This window comes from Mycolicibacter minnesotensis (genome assembly GCF_010731755.1).
GTDB classification, from domain to species: Bacteria; Actinomycetota; Actinomycetes; order Mycobacteriales; family Mycobacteriaceae; genus Mycobacterium; species Mycobacterium minnesotense.
On sequence record NZ_AP022589.1, the window covers coordinates 1,948,655 to 1,969,083 of the forward strand.

23 protein-coding genes and 1 pseudogene are annotated in these 20,429 nt (G+C 66.2%); 12 read left to right on the forward strand and 12 right to left on the reverse strand.

The window, feature by feature from the left end:
- Nucleotides 1–25 precede the first annotated feature (25 nt).
- Entirely contained in the window at nucleotides 26–1,075 is a 1,050-nt protein-coding gene (locus G6N09_RS09005) for a glycoside hydrolase family 183 protein (protein WP_083026361.1), read from the reverse strand.
- A gap of 3 nt (nucleotides 1,076–1,078) precedes the next feature.
- Nucleotides 1,079–1,804, reverse strand: a complete 726-nt coding sequence (locus G6N09_RS09010) for a TetR family transcriptional regulator (protein ID WP_163752735.1) — start codon at nucleotides 1,802–1,804, stop codon at nucleotides 1,079–1,081.
- Nucleotides 1,805–1,873: 69 nt separating this feature from the next.
- On the opposite strand from G6N09_RS09010, the gene G6N09_RS09015 reads away from it, so the two are divergent.
- Together G6N09_RS09015 and G6N09_RS09020 are read left to right on the forward strand one after the other, a co-directional pair.
- Nucleotides 1,874–2,935, forward strand: a complete 1,062-nt coding sequence (locus tag G6N09_RS09015; protein WP_083027725.1) for a ferredoxin reductase — start codon at nucleotides 1,874–1,876, stop codon at nucleotides 2,933–2,935.
- 17 nt (nucleotides 2,936–2,952) lie between these two features.
- On the forward strand, nucleotides 2,953–4,062 hold the full coding sequence (locus G6N09_RS09020) for a fatty acid desaturase family protein (protein ID WP_109559020.1): 1,110 nt from the start codon (nucleotides 2,953–2,955) through the stop codon (nucleotides 4,060–4,062).
- A 1-nt stretch (nucleotide 4,063) separates the two neighbouring features.
- Here G6N09_RS09020 and G6N09_RS09025 read toward each other — a convergent pair whose 3' ends face one another.
- On the reverse strand, nucleotides 4,064–4,672 hold the full coding sequence (locus tag G6N09_RS09025) for a TetR/AcrR family transcriptional regulator (RefSeq protein ID WP_083027724.1): 609 nt from the start codon (nucleotides 4,670–4,672) through the stop codon (nucleotides 4,064–4,066).
- 110 nt (nucleotides 4,673–4,782) lie between these two features.
- On the opposite strand from G6N09_RS09025, the gene G6N09_RS09030 reads away from it, so the two are divergent.
- Complete coding sequence (locus tag G6N09_RS09030; RefSeq protein WP_083027723.1) at nucleotides 4,783–6,132, forward strand: cytochrome P450; 1,350 nt, start codon at nucleotides 4,783–4,785, stop codon at nucleotides 6,130–6,132.
- On the opposite strand, the pseudogene msrA reads toward G6N09_RS09030, so the two are convergent.
- The 6 genes and pseudogenes from msrA to G6N09_RS09060 form a co-directional block, all read right to left on the reverse strand.
- Nucleotides 6,105–6,645, reverse strand: a pseudogene (gene msrA / locus G6N09_RS09035) (peptide-methionine (S)-S-oxide reductase MsrA). The gene G6N09_RS09030 and the pseudogene msrA overlap by 28 nt on opposite strands.
- Before the next feature lie 18 nt (nucleotides 6,646–6,663).
- On the reverse strand, nucleotides 6,664–7,830 hold the full coding sequence (locus G6N09_RS09040) for a cytochrome P450 (RefSeq protein WP_083027721.1): 1,167 nt from the start codon (nucleotides 7,828–7,830) through the stop codon (nucleotides 6,664–6,666).
- Nucleotides 7,830–8,942, reverse strand: a complete 1,113-nt coding sequence (locus tag G6N09_RS09045) for an alpha/beta hydrolase (protein ID WP_083027720.1) — start codon at nucleotides 8,940–8,942, stop codon at nucleotides 7,830–7,832. The genes G6N09_RS09040 and G6N09_RS09045 overlap by 1 nt, the downstream gene beginning before the upstream one ends.
- Before the next feature lie 19 nt (nucleotides 8,943–8,961).
- Nucleotides 8,962–9,612 (reverse strand): TetR/AcrR family transcriptional regulator, encoded by a 651-nt coding sequence (locus tag G6N09_RS09050; RefSeq protein ID WP_083027719.1) that lies wholly within the window; start codon nucleotides 9,610–9,612, stop codon nucleotides 8,962–8,964.
- Complete coding sequence (locus G6N09_RS09055; protein ID WP_083027718.1) at nucleotides 9,609–10,442, reverse strand: enoyl-CoA hydratase/isomerase family protein; 834 nt, start codon at nucleotides 10,440–10,442, stop codon at nucleotides 9,609–9,611. Before G6N09_RS09055 ends, G6N09_RS09050 begins: the two co-directional genes overlap by 4 nt.
- Nucleotides 10,443–10,453: 11 nt before the next feature.
- On the reverse strand, nucleotides 10,454–10,993 hold the full coding sequence (locus G6N09_RS09060) for a VOC family protein (RefSeq protein WP_163752737.1): 540 nt from the start codon (nucleotides 10,991–10,993) through the stop codon (nucleotides 10,454–10,456).
- Between the two features lie 133 nt (nucleotides 10,994–11,126).
- On the opposite strand from G6N09_RS09060, the gene G6N09_RS09065 reads away from it, so the two are divergent.
- The 3 genes from G6N09_RS09065 to G6N09_RS09075 are packed head-to-tail and all read left to right on the forward strand — an operon-like array spanning nucleotide 11,127 to nucleotide 13,035.
- Complete coding sequence (locus G6N09_RS09065) at nucleotides 11,127–11,633, forward strand: nuclear transport factor 2 family protein (protein ID WP_083027716.1); 507 nt, start codon at nucleotides 11,127–11,129, stop codon at nucleotides 11,631–11,633.
- Nucleotides 11,630–12,643: an NAD-dependent epimerase/dehydratase family protein gene (locus G6N09_RS09070; RefSeq protein ID WP_083027715.1), complete on the forward strand. Its 1,014-nt coding sequence runs from the start codon at nucleotides 11,630–11,632 to the stop codon at nucleotides 12,641–12,643. The genes G6N09_RS09065 and G6N09_RS09070 overlap by 4 nt, the downstream gene beginning before the upstream one ends.
- Nucleotides 12,640–13,035: a DUF427 domain-containing protein gene (locus G6N09_RS09075; RefSeq protein ID WP_083027714.1), complete on the forward strand. Its 396-nt coding sequence runs from the start codon at nucleotides 12,640–12,642 to the stop codon at nucleotides 13,033–13,035. The genes G6N09_RS09070 and G6N09_RS09075 overlap by 4 nt, the downstream gene beginning before the upstream one ends.
- Before the next feature lie 5 nt (nucleotides 13,036–13,040).
- Here G6N09_RS09075 and G6N09_RS09080 read toward each other — a convergent pair whose 3' ends face one another.
- Nucleotides 13,041–13,655, reverse strand: a complete 615-nt coding sequence (locus G6N09_RS09080) for a TetR/AcrR family transcriptional regulator (RefSeq protein WP_083027733.1) — start codon at nucleotides 13,653–13,655, stop codon at nucleotides 13,041–13,043.
- Between the two features lie 429 nt (nucleotides 13,656–14,084).
- Between G6N09_RS09080 and G6N09_RS09085 the strand changes: the two genes are divergently transcribed.
- The 4 genes from G6N09_RS09085 (at nucleotide 14,085) to G6N09_RS09100 (ending at nucleotide 17,665) form a co-directional block, all read left to right on the forward strand.
- Nucleotides 14,085–15,596, forward strand: a complete 1,512-nt coding sequence (locus tag G6N09_RS09085; RefSeq protein WP_083027713.1) for a PPE domain-containing protein — start codon at nucleotides 14,085–14,087, stop codon at nucleotides 15,594–15,596.
- A 53-nt stretch (nucleotides 15,597–15,649) separates the two neighbouring features.
- Nucleotides 15,650–16,369, forward strand: a complete 720-nt coding sequence (locus G6N09_RS09090) for a siderophore-interacting protein (protein WP_083027712.1) — start codon at nucleotides 15,650–15,652, stop codon at nucleotides 16,367–16,369.
- A gap of 61 nt (nucleotides 16,370–16,430) precedes the next feature.
- The gene (locus tag G6N09_RS09095; RefSeq protein ID WP_083027711.1) at nucleotides 16,431–17,174 is read left to right on the forward strand and encodes an O-methyltransferase; all 744 of its coding nucleotides are present in this window, start codon (nucleotides 16,431–16,433) and stop codon (nucleotides 17,172–17,174) included.
- Between the two features lie 134 nt (nucleotides 17,175–17,308).
- Nucleotides 17,309–17,665, forward strand: coding sequence for an MTB12 C-terminal domain-containing protein (locus G6N09_RS09100; protein WP_109559023.1), 357 nt, complete (start codon nucleotides 17,309–17,311; stop codon nucleotides 17,663–17,665).
- 26 nt (nucleotides 17,666–17,691) lie between these two features.
- Here the strand turns inward: G6N09_RS09100 and G6N09_RS09105 are convergent, their stop codons facing one another.
- Nucleotides 17,692–18,081, reverse strand: a complete 390-nt coding sequence (locus tag G6N09_RS09105) for a nuclear transport factor 2 family protein (protein ID WP_083027710.1) — start codon at nucleotides 18,079–18,081, stop codon at nucleotides 17,692–17,694.
- Between the two features lie 91 nt (nucleotides 18,082–18,172).
- Here G6N09_RS09105 and G6N09_RS09110 point away from each other — a divergent pair, with 91 nt between their 5' ends.
- A complete protein-coding gene (locus G6N09_RS09110) occupies nucleotides 18,173–19,072 on the forward strand; it encodes a DNA-3-methyladenine glycosylase family protein (RefSeq protein WP_083027709.1) in 900 nt (299 codons plus the stop codon).
- Here the strand turns inward: G6N09_RS09110 and G6N09_RS09115 are convergent.
- On the reverse strand, nucleotides 19,059–19,649 hold the full coding sequence (locus G6N09_RS09115; protein WP_083027708.1) for a TetR/AcrR family transcriptional regulator: 591 nt from the start codon (nucleotides 19,647–19,649) through the stop codon (nucleotides 19,059–19,061). The two genes, G6N09_RS09110 and G6N09_RS09115, sit on opposite strands and share 14 nt — an antisense overlap.
- A gap of 116 nt (nucleotides 19,650–19,765) precedes the next feature.
- On the opposite strand from G6N09_RS09115, the gene G6N09_RS09120 reads away from it, so the two are divergent.
- Nucleotides 19,766–20,416, forward strand: coding sequence for a TetR/AcrR family transcriptional regulator (locus G6N09_RS09120; protein ID WP_083027707.1), 651 nt, complete (start codon nucleotides 19,766–19,768; stop codon nucleotides 20,414–20,416).
- Nucleotides 20,417–20,429 lie beyond the last annotated feature (13 nt).

Genomic DNA, 20,429 nt, shown 5'->3' on the forward strand with positions numbered 1-20,429 from the left:
CTCGCAGTATCTGGGCGCGAGGGGGCTACTGAGCCGTGGGGTCGCTGACCAGCGTCACGCGGAACTGCATCACCCGGTATGGCCAGCCCAGGGCGGTGTTCCACTGCGACACCATCAGTCCCACGCCGCCGGGATGGTCCACCCGCGACCCGGGCAGCACGTAACCGCCATAGAGCTGAGCGACGCGGCCGCGGGCATGGTCTTCGTCAGCCCAACTGCAGCCGATCAGCGGGAGTTGCAGCGGCACGCGGGCCACCGCGGCGGTGGGGGAGTCCAGTACGCGGTAGCCCAGGGCGTAGCGGGACGAGACGAATCCGCCCAGGACCCAGGTCTGCGGGGCCAGCCGGCGCAGCGACAGTTCGCCCCATGTCTCGCCGGGCGGGGTGATCGGCACCGGTGTGCGGCCCCAGGCGCGGCGACCGTTCCGATAACCCCAGCCTGAATAGCGGTTGGGGTCGCCCAGATGCTCCGGGCGCACCCGCCGCAGGATCACGCTCCTGTCCCGCCGGAATCCGGTCGAGACCACATACACCCAGCCGTCGTCGGGGTCGTAGTCCCACGACCAGCATTGGGCACGCCCGCGATGCGTCTGGGCAGGGAACCGCGCCCCGAGATTGCGCCAGGACAGGCCGTTGTCGGCCGACTGCCAGATCTCGGTCCAGGCCACGTTGCCGAAGCCGCGGTTGACGATCGCGTGCAGGTAGAGCATCTGGTCCACCCGCAGCAGATCTGACGGAATCACCGTGCTGATGGCGGTGCGGTCCCAGCGCGATGCCGGTTCGCGATGCCGGTAGTGCCATAGCTGGTGGGCGTAGTTGGGGTCGGTGCCGCCGGCTCGGTGGTAGTGCACCCAGTGCGTGGCGTCGCCGGTGCCGATGAGGATCACCGGTGATCGCCAATCCCCCTGGCCGACAAGCTCACCGGCGAAGGTGTCGCCGAATACCGAAACTACGGAACCGTTCGGAGCCAGCACCGAAGCGCCCAGGTCCGCGCACGTCGCTCCCCACCGGTCGGTGATGCCCGGGCCGGTGACGTCGGCCTGTTTAGCCGAGGTGTTGCGCGCGGCCGGGCACACCGGTCAGGGCTTGCTGCGCCAGCCGCCGGTGGCCAGTGCGATCATCCGGAGCTGTTTGACGGCAACGTGTTTGATCTCGGCCAGGGTTTCGGCGTCCGGGGCCTCATCGATGGCCTCCGCGGTGACGATCATCGCGTTGACGAACAGCCCCGCCAGAATGTTGAGATCCTCGGCGCTCCAGTCGTTGAACCCGGGCAGGCGCGCCAGGTCGGTGGCCAGCTCGGAGGTGATCAGCCGAATCTCGGTGCGAATCGCATAGCGCAGCACGGTCATTCCGCTGAACCGCTCGCGATTGATAAAGCGCCAGTACTCGTGGCGGGATGCCACGCTGTCGACCAGGACTTCGACCGAGGACTCGATGATCCGGCTGGGGTCCACCCCGCCGGTGCGGGCGTCGCGCAGCGTCTCGCGCAGCGCCCGAAACGACTCGTCGATGAGCACCAGGCCCAGGGCGTCCATCGACTCGAAGTGGCGGTAGAACGCGGCCGGAACGATGTGTGCGGCGCGGGTCACCTCGCGCAGGCTCAGCGCGCTGAAGCTGCGTTCGTCGAGCAGGGTGAGCGCCGCGTTGATGATGGCGCGCCGGGTCGCTTCCTTGCGCTCCTCACGCGAAACGCGCTCGGGCCGTTCGGGGCGGGGCGAGCGTTCGGGGCGGGGGGCACGGGAAGGGCGTTCTGGCCGTGGTGGCCGCGCGCGCTCGGACCGTGAGTTCGGCGTACGACTGTTCACTGTTGTGAAGCGTAACACAACCGGAGAAAAGCCCTTGACTGATCGTGAACGAGTGTTCACTGTGTACATATGTTCACTCAAACTTTGACGCGGCGGGTCCTGGGCTCAAGCCTGGTCGACCTGCTCACCGGCCCACACGGGGTCGACCGCTACACCGAGCTGGTGTCGCCGACGTGGACCCGCAATGACGCCCGCGCCCAGGTGGTCTCGGTGCAGCGCTCCACCCCGCGCAGCGTGACCCTGGTGCTCGAACCCAACGAAGCCTTCCAGGGCTTCAGGGCGGGCCAGCATGTCCAGCTCTCTGTCGACATCGACGGCCGCCGACGCACCCGGTGCTACTCGCCGGCGAACGCTGAGGGGGAGCGGCTCCTGGAGATCACGGTCGGCCGCCACGAAGGGGGCCTGGTCTCGGAGTACCTCTACCGGCAGGCCCACCCCGGCATGATCGTCGGCCTAGACAAGGCTGCCGGAGATTTCGTGCTGCCGGCCATTCGTCCCCGCCGGATCCTGCTGATCTCCGGTGGCAGCGGAATCACCCCGGTGATGTCCATGCTGCGGACCCTCAACGCGGAACGCTATGCGGGCCGGGTCACCTTTATCCACTACGCCCGCAGCCGCGAGGAGGCCTGCTACTACGACGAACTCGCCGCCATGCCGCGGGTTCAGGTGCTGCACGGTTACACCCGTGGTCCTGCGCAGGAGCAGGGGGACCTGCAGGGCCACTTCGGCGCCGAGCACCTGCGGGCGGCGCGGACCGAACCCGACGCCGTGTACGTGTGTGGGCCGCCGGCCCTGGTGGACGCGGTGCGCGAGCAGTGCCCCGACGCCATCTCGGAGAGTTTCGTGCCGCCAGAGTTCGCGCTGCCGGCCGACCCGTCCGGCGGGCGGGTCACGTTCCGCGGCGGCACCGTTTCGGTGGTCGATGACGGCCGTCCGTTGCTGGAGCAGGCCGAAGCGGCCGGACTTACACCGGCCAGCGGATGCCGCATGGGCATCTGCCACAGCTGCACCTGCCGCAAAACCGGTGGCACGGTGCGCAACCTGATCACCGGGGCGATCTCCACCGCCGAAGGCGAAGACATCCAGATCTGTGTGTCGGTGCCTGTCGGCGACGTCGAAATCGATCTGTAGAACCAAAGGAGCCAACCATGTCGCAATCAGTCCTCACACTCGAAGCGCCGCAGGAATCTGAGCTGTCGCAGGTCCCTGAACACACCGACCTGCCTGCGCAGCTCGACGCCTTCGGTGCCGAGCTCGACGCCCTGCGTCAGAGCGTCGTCGAAGATCTTGGCGAGCGCGACGCCGACTATATCCATCGGATGATCAAGGCGCAGCGATCCCTGGAGGTGGGTGGCCGCGCGCTGCTGTTCTTCAGCATCATCCCGCCGGCCTGGCTGGCCGGAACCGCGATGCTGGGCTTGTCGAAGATCCTCGACAACATGGAGATCGGCCACAACGTCATGCACGGCCAGTACGACTGGATGGGCGAACCGGCGTTGTACGGCAAGCACTTCGAGTGGGACAGCGCCTGCCCGGCCGACCAGTGGCGGCATTCGCACAACTACATGCACCACACCCACACCAACATCGTCGGGATGGATCGCGACGTGGGCTACGGCATCCTGCGGATGAGCGAGAAGCAGCCCTGGACGCCCTACTACCTGGGCAACCCGCTGTACGCCTTCCTGCTGATGGTGCTGTTCCAATACGGCGTCGCGGTGCACGAACTGGAGACCGAGCGCATCCGGGCCGGCGAGATCGCTATCTCGGACAAGAAGGAGATGCTGCTTGAGACCTGGCAGAAAGTGCGCCGCCAGACTCTCAAAGATTACGTCGCCTTCCCCTTGCTGGCCGGTCCGTTCGCGCCGCTGGTGTTCGCCGGAAACATGACCGCCAACCTGATGCGCAACGTCTGGGCGTACACGATCATCTTCTGTGGGCACTTCCCTGATGGCACCCGCGAATTCACGATCGAGGAGACCGCGAACGAGTCGCGCGGAATGTGGTACTACCGCCAGATTCTCGGTTCAGCGAACCTGACCGGCGGCAAGTGGTTCCACATCTTCTCCGGGAACCTGTCGTTCCAGGTGGAGCACCACCTGTTCCCCGACCTGCCGGCGCACCGCTATGCCGAGATCGCACCGCAGGTCCGCGAGATCTGCGAACGCTATGGCGTGCCGTACAACAGCGGCCCGTTGCTCAAGCAGTTCGGCACCGTGGTTCGCAAGATCTGCAAGCTGGCACTGCCCTGGAACTGAGTCAGACCCGGGGGCCCAGCAGTGCGTTGGAGGCATCGATGGCGGGCTCGGTGATGACGCCGATGTCGGCGCCGTCCTCGAAGGCCAGCGCGGTCAGCTCCCGCAGGCCGCCCAGCAGGATCACCGCCAGGGCAGGGCTCAGGGCCGGCAGGTTGGCCCGGCGAAAACCGGGACTGCCACTGAGTTCGACCAAAAGGTCCGTCATGCGTTCCAGGCCGCGGCGCTGCGCCGGGCGGGCGATCTCGCCCAGCGAGGGCATGTCGCGAATCCAGCTCAGCGTGATCGCCGCCCGGTCCCGGACCTGGGCGACATAAGCCTGGACCGCCTGGCGGATCTGGACCTGCCAATCGGCCTCCGGATCCACCTCCGCGCGAATCCGTACCGCCAGCGCCTCGTTGTCGGCGCGTAGCAGCTCCAGGTAGCACTCTTCCTTGCCGGCGAAGTGGTCGTAGAAGGTGCGCTTGGAGGTGCGGGCAGCGCGCACGATCTCAGCGACGGTGCTGGCCCGGTACCCGCGCTCGGCAATCGATTCGGCCAGGCCGTCGAGCAGTCGGCGCCGGAAGGGGTCGGCGGTTTCGGCCGCCGGTGCATCGATCGCAGCCACGGTCATTTCCGCACCTCCCTGCGCGTAAATATTGCCACCCGTTGGTACTAAAGAGTACCGTGATCCGCAAGCATTTGGTACGCATTGGTACCACGTATCACGTCGGGAGGCGTCGCATGACCCACACGGTTGCCGGTACGGCAACGGACACCGCCGAGACCTCGGTCTCGCCGGCGATCAACCTGCCCCCCGGACCGCGTGCCTCGAAGTTGACCGCTGGAGTGCTGTTCATCCTGTCCCGGCGCACGGCGCTCAAACGCCTGGCTCGCAAATATGGCGCCGCGATCAGCGTCGACGTGCCGATGTTCGGCCCCACAGTGCTCATCACCGACCCGGAACTGGCCAGGCAGGTGCTGCTGACCAGTCCGGACGATCTCGGCAACGTCCAGCCCAACCTGTCGCGGATTCTCGGGGCGGGGTCGGTGTTCGCCCTCGACGGCGCGGCGCATCGGCGGCGCCGCAACCTGCTGAGCCCGCCTTTCCATGGCAAGCGCGTACGGGCCTACGAGCAGATCATCGTCGAGGAGACCCTGCGCGAGATCGCCACCTGGCCCATCGGAAAGCCCTTCGAAACTCTGCGGCCGATGAACAGGATCACCATCAACGTGATTCTGCGGGCCATCTTCGGAGCCGAAGGCGCCGAACTGGACAAGCTGCGGATCGGCCTGCCCAAGTGGGTGACGCTGGGCTCCAAGTTGGCGGCTTTGCCGATACCGATCCGTCCCTATGGCCGGCTCACCCCGTGGGGCCGGCTGGCCGCGTGGCGCGCCGAATACGAGATCGTCCTGGACAAGCTGATCGAAGATGTCCGTGCCGACCCGGATTTCGAGAGCCGCACCGACGTGCTGACTCTGCTGCTGAGCAGCACCTACGAGGACGGCACCGTGATGACCCGCGAGGAGATCGGCGACGAGCTGCTCACCCTATTGGCTGCCGGACATGAGACCACGGCGTCCACCATGGCGTGGGTCTTCGAGCGACTGAGCCGGTTCCCCGAACTGCTCGACGAACTGACCGCCGAGGCGGACACCGACGGTGCGACTTTGCGGCGCGCCACCATTCGCGAGGTGCAACGCGTGCGCACCGTGATCGACTTCTCGGGACGGCATGTCTATGCACCGAGCATCCAGGTCGGCGAGTGGGTGATACCGCGTGGCCATTCGGTGATCGTGGCCATCAACCAGGTCCACCAGAACCCCGCCGCGTTCAACGACCCCGACGAATTCGACCCCAAGCGCTATCTCGACGGCAGCCCCTCGGCATTCGAGTGGATGCCCTACGGCGGCGGCACCCGGCGCTGCCCGGGTTCGACCTTCGCCAACCTGGAGATGGACGTGGTGTTGCGCACGGTTCTGCGAAATCTGACCATCGAACCCACCACCGCCCCAGGCGAGAAGTTCCACTCCCGGGGGATTGCCTTCACCCCGAAGAAGGGTGGTCAGATCACGGTGCGCCCCCGGGGCTGACCGCGGCTAGCCCTGCGGCTGCAGCTGCCAGTTCGGCCGGATGTAGTGGCAGGTGTAGCCACCGGGGAACCGTTCCAGGTAGTCCTGGTGCTCGGGCTCGGCCTCCCAGAAGTCGCCGGCGGGGCTGACTTCGGTCACCACCTTGCCCGGCCAGCGCCCGGATGCCTCCACGTCGGCGATGGTGTTCAGCGCGATCTGGCGCTGGTCCTCGTCGAGGTAGAAGATCGCCGAGCGGTAGCTGGTGCCCACGTCATTGCCCTGCCGATTGCGGGTCGTCGGGTCGTGGATGGCGAAAAAGAACTCCAGCAGGCTGCGGTAGTCGGTGGCCGCGGGATCGAAGGTGATCTCGATGGCCTCGGCATGGGTGCCGTGATTGCGGTAGGTGGCGTTCGGGACAGTGGGGTCGCCGGTGTAGCCGACCCGGGTGCTCACCACACCGGGCTGCTTGCGGATCAGGTCCTGCATGCCCCAGAAGCAGCCGCCGGCCAGGATCGCTCTCTGGTAGTTGGTCATGCTCCCGATTATCCGCAGCTAGCCGCGGGCCGCCAGCGGATAGGACCGATAGCTGGTCAAGACCGCGCTGGGCTCCCGCTGGGGCGGCGCGGCGGCGGTCAACTCGGGGAAACGGTCGAACAGGGCGACCAGGCCCAACCGGATCTGCATGCGGGCCAGCGGTGCGCCCAGGCAGACATGCGGGCCGAAGCCGAACCCCAGGTGCCCGGTCTGCGACCGGGCCAGGTCGAGCCGGTCGGGGTCAGGAAATGCCTCCGGGTCCCGGTTGGCCGCCGCCAGCCCCAACAGGATCGGGGCACCCGTCTCAATAACGTTGTCGCCGATCTCGATCGGGGCGCTGGCTACCCGGGAGATCATCAGGGCCGGGCTGATGAACCGCACCAACTCGTCGACCGCTTGCGGGGACTCGGCGAGCAGGCCGCGTTGCTCGCGTTCGTCGATCAGCAGCGCGGCCGCCCCCGTCAGTACGGCCGTGGTGGTGTCGTGGCCGGCCGACAGCAGGAAGATCGCGTTGTGCAGCAGTTCGTCATCGGTCAGCGGCAACCCACTGCTGGCCACCACGGACAGCAGGTCATGGCCCGGCTCGGCGCGCCGCAGGTCCAGCAGATCGGCGAGTAGGGCCTTCATCCCCGCCGCGGCATCGTCGGCGGCGACGAACACCTCGCGTGAGGCCGCCGGCTCCAGGGCTGCGATCAGTGCCATGGACCAGGCCGCCAGATTGTCGAGTTCGCTGTCGGGCACGCCCAGCAGGGTGGCGATCGCCCCCAGTGGCAACGGCTTGGCGAAGTCGGCCACCAGGTCGAAGCCGCCCTCGTCCAGCCCGGCCGCCAACGACCGAGCGCGCGCGGCGACCTCGGCCTCGAACGAGGCGAGTGCCCGCGGTGTGAACGCCCGAGACAACGGAGCCCGAAGCCGACGGTGGTCGTCGGCGGAGCGGTAGAACAGGTTGTGCTCGACGTGGGTCAGGTAAGGACGGCCCGGCTCGAGCTTGTTGCGGTACAGACTGCGCCGGTCCGTACTGACCCGCTCGTCGCGCAGCATCGCCAGCACGTCGGCGTAGCGCGTCAGCACCCACAGCCCTTGGCTGCTGCGGTGCACCGGCTCGGCCTCGGCGAACCGGCGCTGATACGCCAGGGGATCGACGTGCAGCTCCGGGTCGCGGAAGTCGAAGTCGAGCGCGCCCATTAGGTGCGTTCAGCGATCCAGGACGCCACCAGATCCGCGCAGATCGTGCGGCTGTCCGTCGGCTGCTCCAGGTAGTGGTCGCCGGGGATGAAATGGAGCTGCTTGTCGGTGCTGGCCAGTGAGTCGTGGATGTGGTGAGCGTCGCTGGGGAACACGCCGGTGTCCGCGGTGCCCTGGATGACCAATGAGGGCAACGTGATTCGGTTCAGGTGGGGGGTGCCCTGGCAGAACGAGGTTTGCAGGCTCCACATGGACAGCCAGGTCCGCAGCGTGCAGTGCGCGGCGATGTTATACGGCGCCCGGTTGGCGCGTCGCGGGTCGCCCAGGTAGCACGAGTTCAGCGGACGGTCCGACGGGTCGAGCGAGGGGTCCAGGTAGCGCGGGTCCGCCCATACTCGGTGCACCGAGAAAGACCGGTCATAGGTTCCGCCGGCCTTCAGCCGCTTCAACTCCGCCTGCGCCCACGCGGTGATCCGATCATTGCGGTCCCGCTGGGCCTGGCGGTAGCGGGCGATGAACTCCGGGGTGTAGGGCGGGGTGTTCTGCTCGGCGTACATGTCCAGAGACGGATCGCACGACAGCGGGTCGGTCTCGTCGGTCACCGACGGGTCCATCCACGCGGTCAGCACCTCGGGGCGTCCGGCGTGTGCCTGGGTGGACACGTACAGGTCGCCGGGCGGCAGGGAATTGCACGCGTCGGGCACCGGGCCGCCGCCGACGGTAGTGATGTGGGGGTCCACCGACTGCGACTGGTAGGCCGCCATCAACGATCCACCACCGGAATTGCCGAGCAGGACGACCGTCTCCACGCCGGCTTGCTCACGCAGCCACTGCACCCCGGCCGCGATGTCCAGCAGCGCGTGCTCGAGCAGGAACAACGATTCGCCGCTGCGGAATCGGGTGTTCCAGCCCAAGAAGCCGTAGCCCCGTTCGGCGATCAGCGGTGCCAGGTAGTGCTCGGCGAAGTCCACGTTGTAGTGGCTGGCGATCACGGCCACCTTCGGCTTGACGCCGGCCGGGGTCCAGTACAGCCCCTGCGCGGGGTGGTAGCCGGCGGGGTTCACCGCCCCCGACGCCGAAGTGAGCGAAACGAATTCGCGAGTTACTGCCACTGCATTACTCCTTTGATCATCAATCCTGTTCGCGCCAGCTCACCGCGCGATACCAGGTATCGGTCAGTGTGGTGATTGCCGCTTCTTCGTCCAGTTCGCGCCCGGCGACGTCGCCGCCTGCCACCAGCCAGACATAGGTGAAGTTGTTGAGCATGGCGACGATCGCCGACCCCACCAGCTCCGGGTCCGCGCCGGGCGCGTATCCCCGGCGCTGCGCCATCCGCACCGTCTGCGCCACCCAGTCGATGGCGTCGGCGCACATATCGCGCCAGCGCTGCGCGAATTCGTCGTTGATCATCGCCAACTGGAACACCCCGACCATGACGCCGAGGTGTTCGCGGTAGGTCTCCCAGTGCGCCCGCACCGACTCCTCGATGATCTCGCGCAGATCCTGGCCTGGGTGCAAAGCTTGCACCGCACGGCTTTTCGCCGACGCCCGAAAGTCCTCGGCCAGCGACGCCAGCAGGTCTTCCTTGGACTCGAAATAGTGGTAGAACGACGCCGGCGAGCGCCTGGCGGCCGCCGTGATGTCGGTGATGGTCGTCTTGAAGAAGCCCTTGCGCGCGATCACATCTCGCGCCGCCTGCTCCAGCCGCGCCTGGGTGTCGCGGCCCCGGACGGTGGGGCGGGTCGCCGACGCCTCCGCGGACCCGCCGTCCGCGGAGGTCACGACGTTTCCGCCTGGTCCAGTTCGGCCGCCAAGTCGGCCAGTCGAATTTCGCCGGCCGGAGTCTGGCCGCCGGCGGCCAGGAAGCGCTGCATCTTCGGCAGCGCGGCACCGCGGCGAAGCATCCGGGCGAACGCGGAGCGCTCTACCGCCAGTCCGGTGTCCAGGTCAGGGGCGGCCAGGGTGGCCTTGACATCGATGATGTCGGCCAGCGGCACCGTGGCGATGCGCTGTATCAGCCGGTCGAGGAACGGCCCGGCCTCGTCGGGGTCCAACGCCCGGTTGACCAGCCCGTAGCGCTCGGCGAGTCCGGCGTCGAGGTCGTCGTGGGCCAGGATGACCTCCAGCGCCCGACCCCGGCCCAGCAGAGCGAGCAGGTGTTGCGGGCCCGAACCGGCCGGGATGACGCCGATCCCCGTCTCGATCTGGTTGAACAGTGCGCGGCCGGTGACCGCAAACCGGAGATCGAGATTGACCAGCAACTCCATCCCGCCGCCGGCCACCCGTCCGGCGACCACGCCGATGGTGACCTGGTCGAGCGCCCGGAATGCGCCGACCAGGTCCTGGAAGGAGCCGCAGGCGCCCTCGGTGTCGTCGACCGAGGCAGCCAGCAGTGCGAGGTCGACGTGGGCGATGAAGAAGTCGGGGTTGGCGCTTTCCAGAACCACCACCCGCACCTCGCTGCCGGCGGGAGAGCGCAGCCACTTCACCAGCCGCCAGAGGTCGCCCATCATGGTGGCGTCCATCAAGTTGATCTCGCCGTGGCTGATACGCACCCGGGCCACCGGGCCGGTGTGGCTGACCTTCAGCGACGCCAGGGATTCGACGCCCATGACTGCCCGATTCAGCCGAGCTGGGTGGTGGCGGTCTTCGACGTGACCACCTTGGGGTCAGCCGCCCGTTCGGTGCTGTTGAGCAGTTTGTGTGCCTGCTCGGAGTCGGGTTCGAACCCCGGGGTGTCGCGGCACAGCTCGATCATGATGCCGTTGGGGTCCAGGTAGTACAGCGAGTGGCACCAGCCGTGGTCGACGTCCATGAGCGCCTTGATCCCGGCGGCGTCCATCCTGGCCCGGACCTCGTTCTGCTTCTCCTCGGTGGCCCGGAAGGCGAAGTGGTTCACCCACACCGGCAGCCCGTTCGGGCGCGACAACGAGCTGGACCAGTCGGGTTTCTCGCCCACTCCGTGCAAGTCGAAGAACGCGATGCACGAGCCGTCGCCGAGGTCGTAGAACACGTGCCGGAAGAAGCCCTCTTGAAGATGTTCGACTTCGGTGTGCACCAGCGGGAGGCCCAGCAGGTCTTCATAGAAGTGGTTGGTGGCCTCGAGGTCTGCGCAGGCGTAGGCCGCGTGGTGCAGGCCGACGGTGGGCTTGGGTGACGTCACGGGCTGCCGAACCTCCTCATGGCCCGCGGTGGGCCGCCGGCGACACCGTAACACTGCCGGTGAATATAAACCCAGATTCGATTTCGGTGACGCTCCCTCGACAACATGGCTAGAACGTGTTCTAGTTCTTCGCATGACGAATCCGCAGTTCAGCCGCGCAGAACTCGCTGCGGCATTTGATGTGTTCGAGCAGACCGTCGCCCGTGCCGCCGAGACCAAGGACTGGGACGCCTGGGTCGCCCACTACACCCCCGATGTCGAATACATCGAGCATGCGATGGGCACCATGCATGGCCGCGATGAGGTCCGCACCTGGATCCGCAAGACCATGTCGACCTTCCCCGGCAGTTACATGACCGAGTTCCCCGCGCTGTGGACGGTCATCGATGAGGAGCGTGGGCGCATCATCTGCGAGCTGGACAATCCGATGCGCGACCCCGGCGACGGAACCATCATCAGCGCCACCAACATCTCGATCGTCACCTACGCCGGTGACGGTCTGTGGTGCCGCCAGGAGGACATCTACAACCCGCTGCGCTTCGTCACCGCGACCATGAAATGGTGCCGCAAGTCCCAGGAACTCGGCACCCTCGACGACGAGGCAGCCGCCTGGATGCAGCAATTCGGAGGTAACGCGTGAGCGGCAAGCCCAAGCTCGTCATCGGGGCCAACGGGTTCCTGGGGTCACACGTCACCCGCCGGCTGGTCGACGCCGGAGAACACGTGCGCGTGATGGTGCGCCCGAGCGCCAACACCATCGCGATCGACCACCTCGACGTCACCCGATTCCACGGCGACATCTTCGACTCCGCCACCCTCGCCGAGGCGATGGCCGGCTGCGACGATGTCTACTACTGCGTCGTGGACACCCGTGCCTGGCTGCAGGATCCGAGCCCGCTGTTCCGCACGAACGTAGAGGGAACCCGCAACGTCCTGGAGGTGGCCAAGAACGCGGGCCTGCACCGGTTCGTCTTCACCAGCAGCTACGCGACGGTCGGCCGTCGTCGCGGTCACGTGGCCACCGAGGCCGACATCATCAACCCGCGCGGGCTCACCCCCTACGTGCGCTCTCGAGTGCAGGCTGAAGAACTGGTGCTGCGCAGTGCAGTCGAATCCGGCTTGCCCGCGGTCGCGATGTGTGTGTCCACCACCTATGGAGACGGTGACTGGGGCCGGACCCCGCACGGGGCGTTCATCGCCGGGGCGGCCTTCGGCAAGCTGCCGTTCCTGATGAAGGGGATCGAGCTGGAGGTCGTCGGGGTCGACGACGCCGCCCGCGCCATGATCCTGGCCGCCGAGCACGGCCGCAACGGCGAGCGCTATCTGATCTCCGAGCGACTGATCCAGCTGCAGGAAGTAGTCAAGATCGCCGCGGATGAGGCCGGGGTACCGGCGCCGTCACGCTCGATCTCGGTGCCGGCGCTGTATGCCTTGGGTGCGTTGGGCAGCATCCGGGCCCGGCTGAGCGGCAAAGATGCCGAGCTGAGCCTCAAGTCCGTGCGGATGATGCGCGCCGAAGCTCCGGTGGACCACAGCAAGGCAGTGCGCGAACTCGGCTGGCAGCCCCGACCGGTGGAGGAATCGATCCGGGAGGCCGCGCGTTTCTGGATGAAACTGCGTGACGCCAAGAAGCGAGGTACCCCGGGATGACGCACGGCTCTTCGAGCGGACGACCCATTCACACCCCCAGCGCCGACTACCCGATCACGGTGGCCCCGACCGGTCGGCGGGTTACCGTACGAATCGGCGGCCAGGTGATCGCGGACAGCGCTGCCGCGTTGACTCTGCAGGAATCCAATCATCCTGCAGTGCAGTACATTCCGTTGGCCGATGTTCACCAAGACGTACTGAGCAAGTCGGCCACCACCAGCTACTGCCCGTTCAAGGGCGATGCCGCCTACTACAGCGTGACCACGGCGGATGGCGAGTCCGTCGCTGACGCGATCTGGACCTACGAGCAGCCGTTTCCGGCGGTCGCGGCGATCGCCGGGCATGTCGCCTTCTACCCGAACAAGGCCGAGATCAGCATCGCCGAAGACTGAGGCGCCTAGGCGCTGGTGAGATAGCGCGTCAGCATGGCGACCAGCTCCTTGTGGAGGTCACCAGAGTCGAGGGCTCGGGGTGCGGCGAGCATGTGATGGACGACTAACTCGATGGTGGTGACGGTGAGCCGTGCCGCGGCATTGAGATCTTCAACGACAACTTCGGGATACGTGGCGAGCAGCTCGCGCATGCTCTGGGTCGATGCATCCTGCAGCGCAGCTACTTTGGCCATGAGCTCACCCGAACGGGGTGCCTGTTCAATGAGGAGTCGCAGGTACTCGGGATCGTGGCGGTGGTTATCGATGGCAGTGCCCACGATGTCGTTGAGCACGGCTTCAAGCGTGGCAGCGGACCCGGTTTGTCGTCGTTGGTTGACATGGTCGATGCCGTTGTCGAGGTGGCGGGTAGCGAGGGCTATGACGATGGCGTCTTTGTTGGGGTAGTACTGGTACAGCGAGCCGATGGAGATCTCGGCGCGCTCGGCGATGCGGTTGGTTGTTCCCCGGGCGTAGCCGTACTCGGTGAAGACCTCGATCGCCGCTTCGAGGATGTGTTCCCGAGTCTGCTGAGAACGCTGTTGCTGGGGGCGTTTGCGCGGCTGAAGCTCATGCGGGTCGATCGGCACCGGACGTCCTAAGTAGTGGGGCGGACCCCAGACTAGGCCGAGAACTTGGGCGCGTCTGTTCGCCGGTGCGCTCGACACGTATTTCTGGGTCACCCCACGGTGGACGGCAAATGCGAGTAGCGCCGGAGTTGGGCGCGCGCCGATCTGTTCATTGCCGGAGCCGAATTGGCCGCGCAGGCTGGCGCGCGAATAGGACCGTCGCGCCCCCACTCACCCGGTTATAACGCGAGTAGCGCGATCGCGCTATTCGTGCCGATAATAGAGCTGTGAACTGCGCAAATAGCAGAACCGCCGGCGCCGGTTCCCATGATCACAGCTCGCATTTGCCTGCTGCCTCTACCTCGCAACCCAGACCCGACGGAGTGATCAATCCATGAGCACACATCGCGCGGCAGCGGCACGGCTGCCAGACGTACCGCGCCGATGACCGGCGTGCTGTGGTTCGCCTCTCCACCGGAAGTGCACTCGGCCCGGTTGTCGATCGGGCCTGGAGCAGGGCCGATGCTGGCCGCGGCAGCGGAGTGGAACGCATTGGCGGCGCGATACGACGAAGCAGCAAGCGAACTCCTGCAGATCCTGGTCACGGTGCACACCGGGACATGGCAGGGACCGGCTGCGCGGCGCTATGTGGCCGCGCATCATCGCTACCTCGGCTGGCTGGACGACGTGGCGAGGGCCAGTGCGTTGACGGGCTCTCGGCTGGAGCTGACCGTGAACGCCTACACCCTCGCGCTGAGCGAGATGCCCACGCTTGCCGAGCTCGCACTGAACCACAGCACGCACACGCTCTTGGTTGCCACAAATTTCTTTGGGATCAATACCGTCCCCATCGCTGCCAACGAAGCTGATTACCAACGAATGTGGATCCAAGCCGCCACAGCAATGTCGGTCTACGACGGAGTCACGCGCGCTATGCAGGTCGGCACACCGAAGCTGCCGGCTGTGCCGTCGACCCTGACGGTCGACCCCCTTAGGGCAGACGCGCTCGCCAACTCTGCCCGGGGGGCGACGGCGCTGAGTAACGGCGACTCCGGTCTGGCTGAACTCATCGACGGCATCCTGCGGATACTGATCCCGGCGCCGGTCTTCGAGGTGATCGAAGCGCTCGGGAACCTCAGTCTCGGAGAGGTCTTGACCCTGCTGGTTACCAACCCAACTGCCGCGATCACTGTTCTCACACCGTTGTTCGCGGCGCTGGGTGCCCTCGCGGGTTACGTCAGCATCAGCCTTACGCTCTTTGCGTTGCAGATCGGGTCGGCCCTCTTTCTGTTCGCCCCGGCGTTGGCCATTCCTCTTGCGGTCGCTCTATCCGACCCCAGCCGCTGGTCCCCGCTCATCGACGGGTCGGCGCCTGAGCTGCCGTCCAGCCCTGTCCAACCGCCGCGAGCTGCGTTAACCGCAGTTGCGCATCCGTTGGCCCAGTCACACGGTCCCCAGAGCGTGGGCTCGCCGTCTTCAGCAGCACCCGCGGCGACTTACGACGCACCCCCGCCATCCGCCGGTGCGGGCCCGGTCGGACCCCCGATTTACGCCGTTGCGGCTGCACGCCTTGATCCACCACATCCCCCGATAGCGAAGGAGGGCGGGGGCGCCCAGGAGCCCTACGCCGCGGCCAGCGCAGTGAGACCGCCCGCTGTCGCCAGGACCGCTGCGGCGCGAGCCAGGCGAAGACGTCGGCGGCGGGATCTTGCAGGCGGGGAACGCATGCGCGCCTACGCGTTCCTTGAAGACCAGGCCCACTCACCGGAGCCCGCGGCAGCGGCCGACAAAGTCGCGGCGGCGACCTTACCGACCGATCGCGGCTCCGGCGCACGCGGCCGAAATCGAGCCACCGCTCCGTCCAGCGCTCGGGGCTGCGTCCTGGTCGATACACCCGTCGACGACGAAGCAGCGCTTTCGCGGCCTTTGCTGCCCGGCAGCTGGCCGACCCACTAGTCATGTTTGACACCGCTATCCCGTTCAACTCATCGATAAGGAAAAGAGTTCTCATGGCACCGATTACGGCTCGTCTATCTGATCTGGCTGCGGACGTGCTCTTCACGTCCGTGCTCGTCACGGAAGCAACAGAGCTATCTGCGCAGTTCTTCAAAGTCACTCTGGCGTGCGACGCCTTTACCCGTGCCACATGGACGCCGGGTGACAAGCTGCAAATTCGCCCTCGGCGGGGTTCTCTGGCGATGCGGACTTACACACCCATCGATTGGAACCGCGACACGGGCGCCACTGCCGTGATCGCATACCGCCACGGCGACGGCCCCGCCGTAGGCTGGTTCGAGGACGCCTCCGCCGGCGATATGGCGGAAGTATTCGGACCCAGCCGTTCGTTGGATCTCTCGGACACCGTTCCGAATACCGTCTTTATCGGAGATGAGACCAGCGTGGGTTTGGCCTACGCGCTGACCCGACTCAACCCAGCGGCACGCTATATCTACGAGGCAACAGACCCCGCCGCATTGGAAGACGTACTGAACGCGCTCGGCATCGGCGACAACACCCATTGTTTGAAGAAGTCCGATGATCCCGGGGCCGTGTTGAGTGCTCTCGCGGACGCCATTGAAGACGGTACCGACTCGCCCGTTGACGCCGTCGTCACTGGCGATGCGGCGACTGTCAGTGCGGTGCGTCGCGATCTGCGTCGCCGACCGGGCGTCACTCCCCGGATCAAAGCGCGCGCCTACTGGGCCCGCGGACGCACCGGGCTCAGCTGAACGAATCCACCTGAATAACTTTGGCGCGCTTGACTACACATTCGAAGGTAGACGTGATCCGATGAATTCGCTCGACTCTCCGCAGGTCGTCGACGTCCTCGCCAGGCTGTTCCGCGAGGCGGAGATCTCCGATGCTGCATTTGTTGCCGACCTGGTCGATGGAGCAAACGCCGGCATCGATCCCCTGTTCGCGGTGCTTGAGGCGGAGGCGAGGGACTACAAGGATCTGTATCGCCGAGCTGTGGACAATTACCTCTGCGTGTCACCGGAATTCGGTCGGTTGCTCTATATCTGTGCTCGTGCGCGCAATGCCACGAGCATTGTCGAGTTCGGCACGTCCTTCGGTGTCTCCACGATCTACCTGGCTTGCGCACTCCGCGACAACGGCGGCGGCGTCATCATCGGCACCGAACTCGAACCCAGCAAAGCTGCACGGGCTCGGGATCACATTATTGCGGCGGGATTAGGCGATTTGGTCGACGTCCGGGCCGGAGATGCCCTTGATACGTTGCGTGCGAACCTAGGCCGGCCGATAGACCTCGTCCATCTTGATGGCGCTCTCAGTCTGTACCGTCCGATACTGCGCCTGCTGGAACCGCGGCTGCGGCCCAATGCGCTCATCATTGCCGAGAACAGCACGCCCGACTACTTGGACTACGTCCGTGATCCTGGGCATGGCTACGTGTCATTGCCGATCTCTCTCAATCCGCTGCGCACCAACGAGGTAAGCCTCTTTTTGGGTGAACGTCTTTCCGATCCAATGCCATTCGGGGCGTGCGCATCCCAGAAGCCTCACCGCTACTAATCAGAGGAAGTCCAGAGATGTCACTTAACAGCGTTCGCCGTATCGGTAGGCAGCGAAAGTCAGTCTTCTTCGCGACAGTGACCATGGGTATCGCGTCGGGGTTGGGAGGCGTTCACGCGCACGCGGAGCCTCCGGTGACGCCGGTGCCGTCGGCCAGCCAGCTCACCTCCCAGGTGGCGGTCATATTCGACACCGATGCGGACCGCGCGCTGCGCGCCTCTTACCTTGAGGCGGGTGCCGCCGCATTGCCCGTCGCCGATGTCCTGGCGGGGCCCATGGCGCAGCATCGATCGATGGTCTCCATGAGGGTGGAAGATCCGGTGTCGAACGGAGATCGACTGAGTTCCCAACTGGTCATGGCCGTGATGGGCATTGGTGCCCAGCGCCGGGAGATCAACTGGGTTGAACATGCCGGATCATGGAAGCTGACGACCGACTCCCTGTGCAGCCTCTACACCGAGGTATCGCGCGGGCAGGGGTGTCCGCTCTAGGGCGAAGATTCCTTCGAATGGTGCCCCTAGAGCCCCAGCAGTGGCCCGGCGTAGCGAGTGTCGGTGTACTCACGCACCGACACGATCCGCCCGTCTTCGGTGTCGACGATGAACACCAGGGGACTGTCGTAGTGCGAACCGTCGGCGGTGACGCAGTCACCCAGCGCTTCGATCACCACGGTCTCGTGCTCGTTGATGCACCGCACCAGCTCCAACTCGATGCGCAGCCCGAGACGGCGCTGCTCGACCTCCAGCCGCAGGGTGTCCTTGTCGACGGCCTCGCGGGTCAAGATGGTCCACCAGGTGAAACCGTCGCTGACCAGCGTGAATATCTCGTCTAAATCGTCGTCGCCGCAGATGCCCTGGAGAAACATCCATGCCAACTCTGCTTGCGGATCGTCGAACGGGGTGGCCACCTGACCATCGTGACCTGACGGCGCGGACCGGTCAACGCGGACAACGGATCCTTATGATTACGTCATCAGTGATTCGCTCTGCCGCACGGTCATGTTCCCCGGGCCAGTCGATCCCGCACGGGCCCTGGCTCCGCTGCGCCGTGGGCCGGGTGACCCGTGTCTGCAGGTTATCGACGGTGCCTTCTGGCGAACCAGCCTGATGGTCAGCGGGCCGGTGACGGCGCGCATCAGCCGGGCCGCGCCCGACGCGGTGGACTGCCAGGCTTGGGGTCCCGGCGCCGAAGAGTTCCTCGACGCCGCGCCCGGGCTCCTCGGTGCCCATGACACGGCAACCGACTTCGTCCCGACCGATCCGACGGTGGTCGCCGCACACCGGCGGGTGCCCCACCTGCGACTGGGGCGTACCGGACAGGTACTCGAGGCCCTTGTCCCGGCCGTGCTCGAACAGCGGGTGCCGGGTATCGACGCCTTCCGCGCGTGGCGGCTGCTGGTGACCGAATTCGGTTCGCCGGCGCCCGGCCCGGCACCGGAACGCATGCGGGTGCCGCCGTCGGCGCAGACCTGGCAGGCCATTCCGTCCTGGAAGTTCCACCTCGCCAACGTCGACGGAGGGCGCGCCCGCACCATTGTCGGATGCGCACGGCGGGCCTCCGCCCTGGAACGGCTGACGGCCCGCCCGCCCGCAGAGGCCAGGGCCGCCCTGATGTCGCTACCCGGCGTGGGGGAGTGGACCGCTGCCGAGACTGCGCAGCGCGCATTCGGTGATGCCGACGCGTTGTCGGTCGGGGACTATCACCTGGCGCCGATGATCGGCCGCACACTGCTCGGGCTTCCCTTCGAGGAGCCGTTCACCGATGCCGCCATGGTGGAGCTGATGGAGCCGATGCGACCACACCGGCACCGAGTGGTGCGGTTGCTGATCGAAAGCGGATTAGCTGTCAGCAAACGTCGTGGGGCGCGCCTGCCGGTGCAACGGATCAGCGCGCTGTAGGCGGCGTTCCGGCCGTCGACGAGGACGCCGTGGCAAACCTGCCGGAGTCCAGCGCGTCGAGAAGTTGGCCGGCGATCCATTCGAACGTCGAGCCGTCGCGCGGCAGCAGCGCCTGCTCGTAGCCGATCAGCAGATAAATGGCCCAGTTAGCGAACAGTTGCGCCTGACGCTCGTCCCCGAGCACCTCCAGCGCCGATTCGCGGAGAATATCGAAGCGTTGCTGGTCCACTTCGGTCTGCACCGCATGTACCCGCGCATCCGCCGAGCTCCAGGCGCGGATGGCAGCTTCGGCGCTGTGCGGCAGTGTCAGGCCGATCTGGATCAGGCTGTCGAGGCGCTGGCGTGGGTCGGGTATCGCGCGGACAAACTCCACCTGCTGGACGGTGCGCTCTTCAAGCCAGTGTTGCACCAGGTCACGGGTGTAAACCGGCCAGCTGGTGAAGTAGTGGTAGAACGAGCCGGTGGTGACGCCGAGCCGATTGCAGACCTCCGCAAGCTTGAGTCCGCCGTAGCCCAATTCGGACAGCACCTCGAGACCTGTCTCGAAGTACGCCTGACGAGAGAGTAGCGCGCCCATAAGTCGACTTTAGTTCGCTGAGCTTCGCTATGGTACCGCACGGCCTACTCTTAAGTGAATCTTCGTGATCGCGATGTTGTGAAGCGCAAATCGGCTTTCGGTGCCACACTTGAGCGGTGCAGAACGCGGCACTGCGGAGGGTAGGGCGTCCCCGGGGGGCACGCTCGAATGAGACGCGCGAGCGAATCGTCACTGCCGCCAGGGGGCTCTTCGGCGAATTCGGCTACCACGCAACGACGTTCCAGGCGGTGGCTGAACGGGCGCAGCTAACGCGCCCGGCGATCAACCATTATTTTCCGAACAAGCAACTGCTTTATCAGGCGGTTCTTGGCCAGGCGGCGGCCATGTTCGAGCATGCCGTCCAGCAGGCCCGCGGCGAGCCGACCCTGGTTGCACAGCTGTCTTCAGTGATCGCGGCCGCGGCTCAACTCGGTGAGGACGACCCCACTGCCGCGGCGTTCGCGGTCACCGCAGTGGTCGATGCCCAGCGTGACCCGACGTTGCGCGCGCTGGCCGGCGATATCCAGGGCCTGCCCCGGGCATTCCTCACCGAGGCGGTCTCCGACGCAATTGCCCGCGGGGAGCTCGTCACCACCTCGAAAATCCCCGACCTGGCCGAAATGCTGTTGGCCGTGTTGTGGGGAATCGCGTTCTACGTCTCGCTGGGCGGTAGCCAGGGGGACTCGGCGGGCGTGGTTGCCTCGCTGCAGGCGCTGTTGACACAGGAACTCTGGAAGTTGCAACAGCCCTCCGACGGCAAGAGTTAATAGCCCGGCTAAC

Excerpts from the sequence above, each read along its gene's own strand:
- G6N09_RS09015 (WP_083027725.1), top strand. The coding sequence starts at position 1,874 with ATGTTCACTCAAACTTTGACGCGGCGGGTCCTGGGCTCAAGCCTGGTC.
- G6N09_RS09020 (WP_109559020.1), top strand. The coding sequence starts at position 2,953 with ATGTCGCAATCAGTCCTCACACTCGAAGCGCCGCAGGAATCTGAGCTG.
- G6N09_RS09025 (WP_083027724.1), bottom strand. The coding sequence starts at position 4,672 with ATGACCGTGGCTGCGATCGATGCACCGGCGGCCGAAACCGCCGACCCC.
- G6N09_RS09030 (WP_083027723.1), top strand. The coding sequence starts at position 4,783 with ATGACCCACACGGTTGCCGGTACGGCAACGGACACCGCCGAGACCTCG.
- G6N09_RS09040 (WP_083027721.1), bottom strand. The coding sequence starts at position 7,830 with ATGGGCGCGCTCGACTTCGACTTCCGCGACCCGGAGCTGCACGTCGAT.
- G6N09_RS09055 (WP_083027718.1), bottom strand. The coding sequence starts at position 10,442 with ATGGGCGTCGAATCCCTGGCGTCGCTGAAGGTCAGCCACACCGGCCCG.
- G6N09_RS09065 (WP_083027716.1), top strand. The coding sequence starts at position 11,127 with ATGACGAATCCGCAGTTCAGCCGCGCAGAACTCGCTGCGGCATTTGAT.
- G6N09_RS09075 (WP_083027714.1), top strand. The coding sequence starts at position 12,640 with ATGACGCACGGCTCTTCGAGCGGACGACCCATTCACACCCCCAGCGCC.
- G6N09_RS09085 (WP_083027713.1), top strand. The coding sequence starts at position 14,085 with ATGACCGGCGTGCTGTGGTTCGCCTCTCCACCGGAAGTGCACTCGGCC.
- G6N09_RS09090 (WP_083027712.1), top strand. The coding sequence starts at position 15,650 with ATGGCACCGATTACGGCTCGTCTATCTGATCTGGCTGCGGACGTGCTC.
- G6N09_RS09095 (WP_083027711.1), top strand. The coding sequence starts at position 16,431 with ATGAATTCGCTCGACTCTCCGCAGGTCGTCGACGTCCTCGCCAGGCTG.
- G6N09_RS09110 (WP_083027709.1), top strand. The coding sequence starts at position 18,173 with ATGTTCCCCGGGCCAGTCGATCCCGCACGGGCCCTGGCTCCGCTGCGC.
- G6N09_RS09115 (WP_083027708.1), bottom strand. The coding sequence starts at position 19,649 with ATGGGCGCGCTACTCTCTCGTCAGGCGTACTTCGAGACAGGTCTCGAG.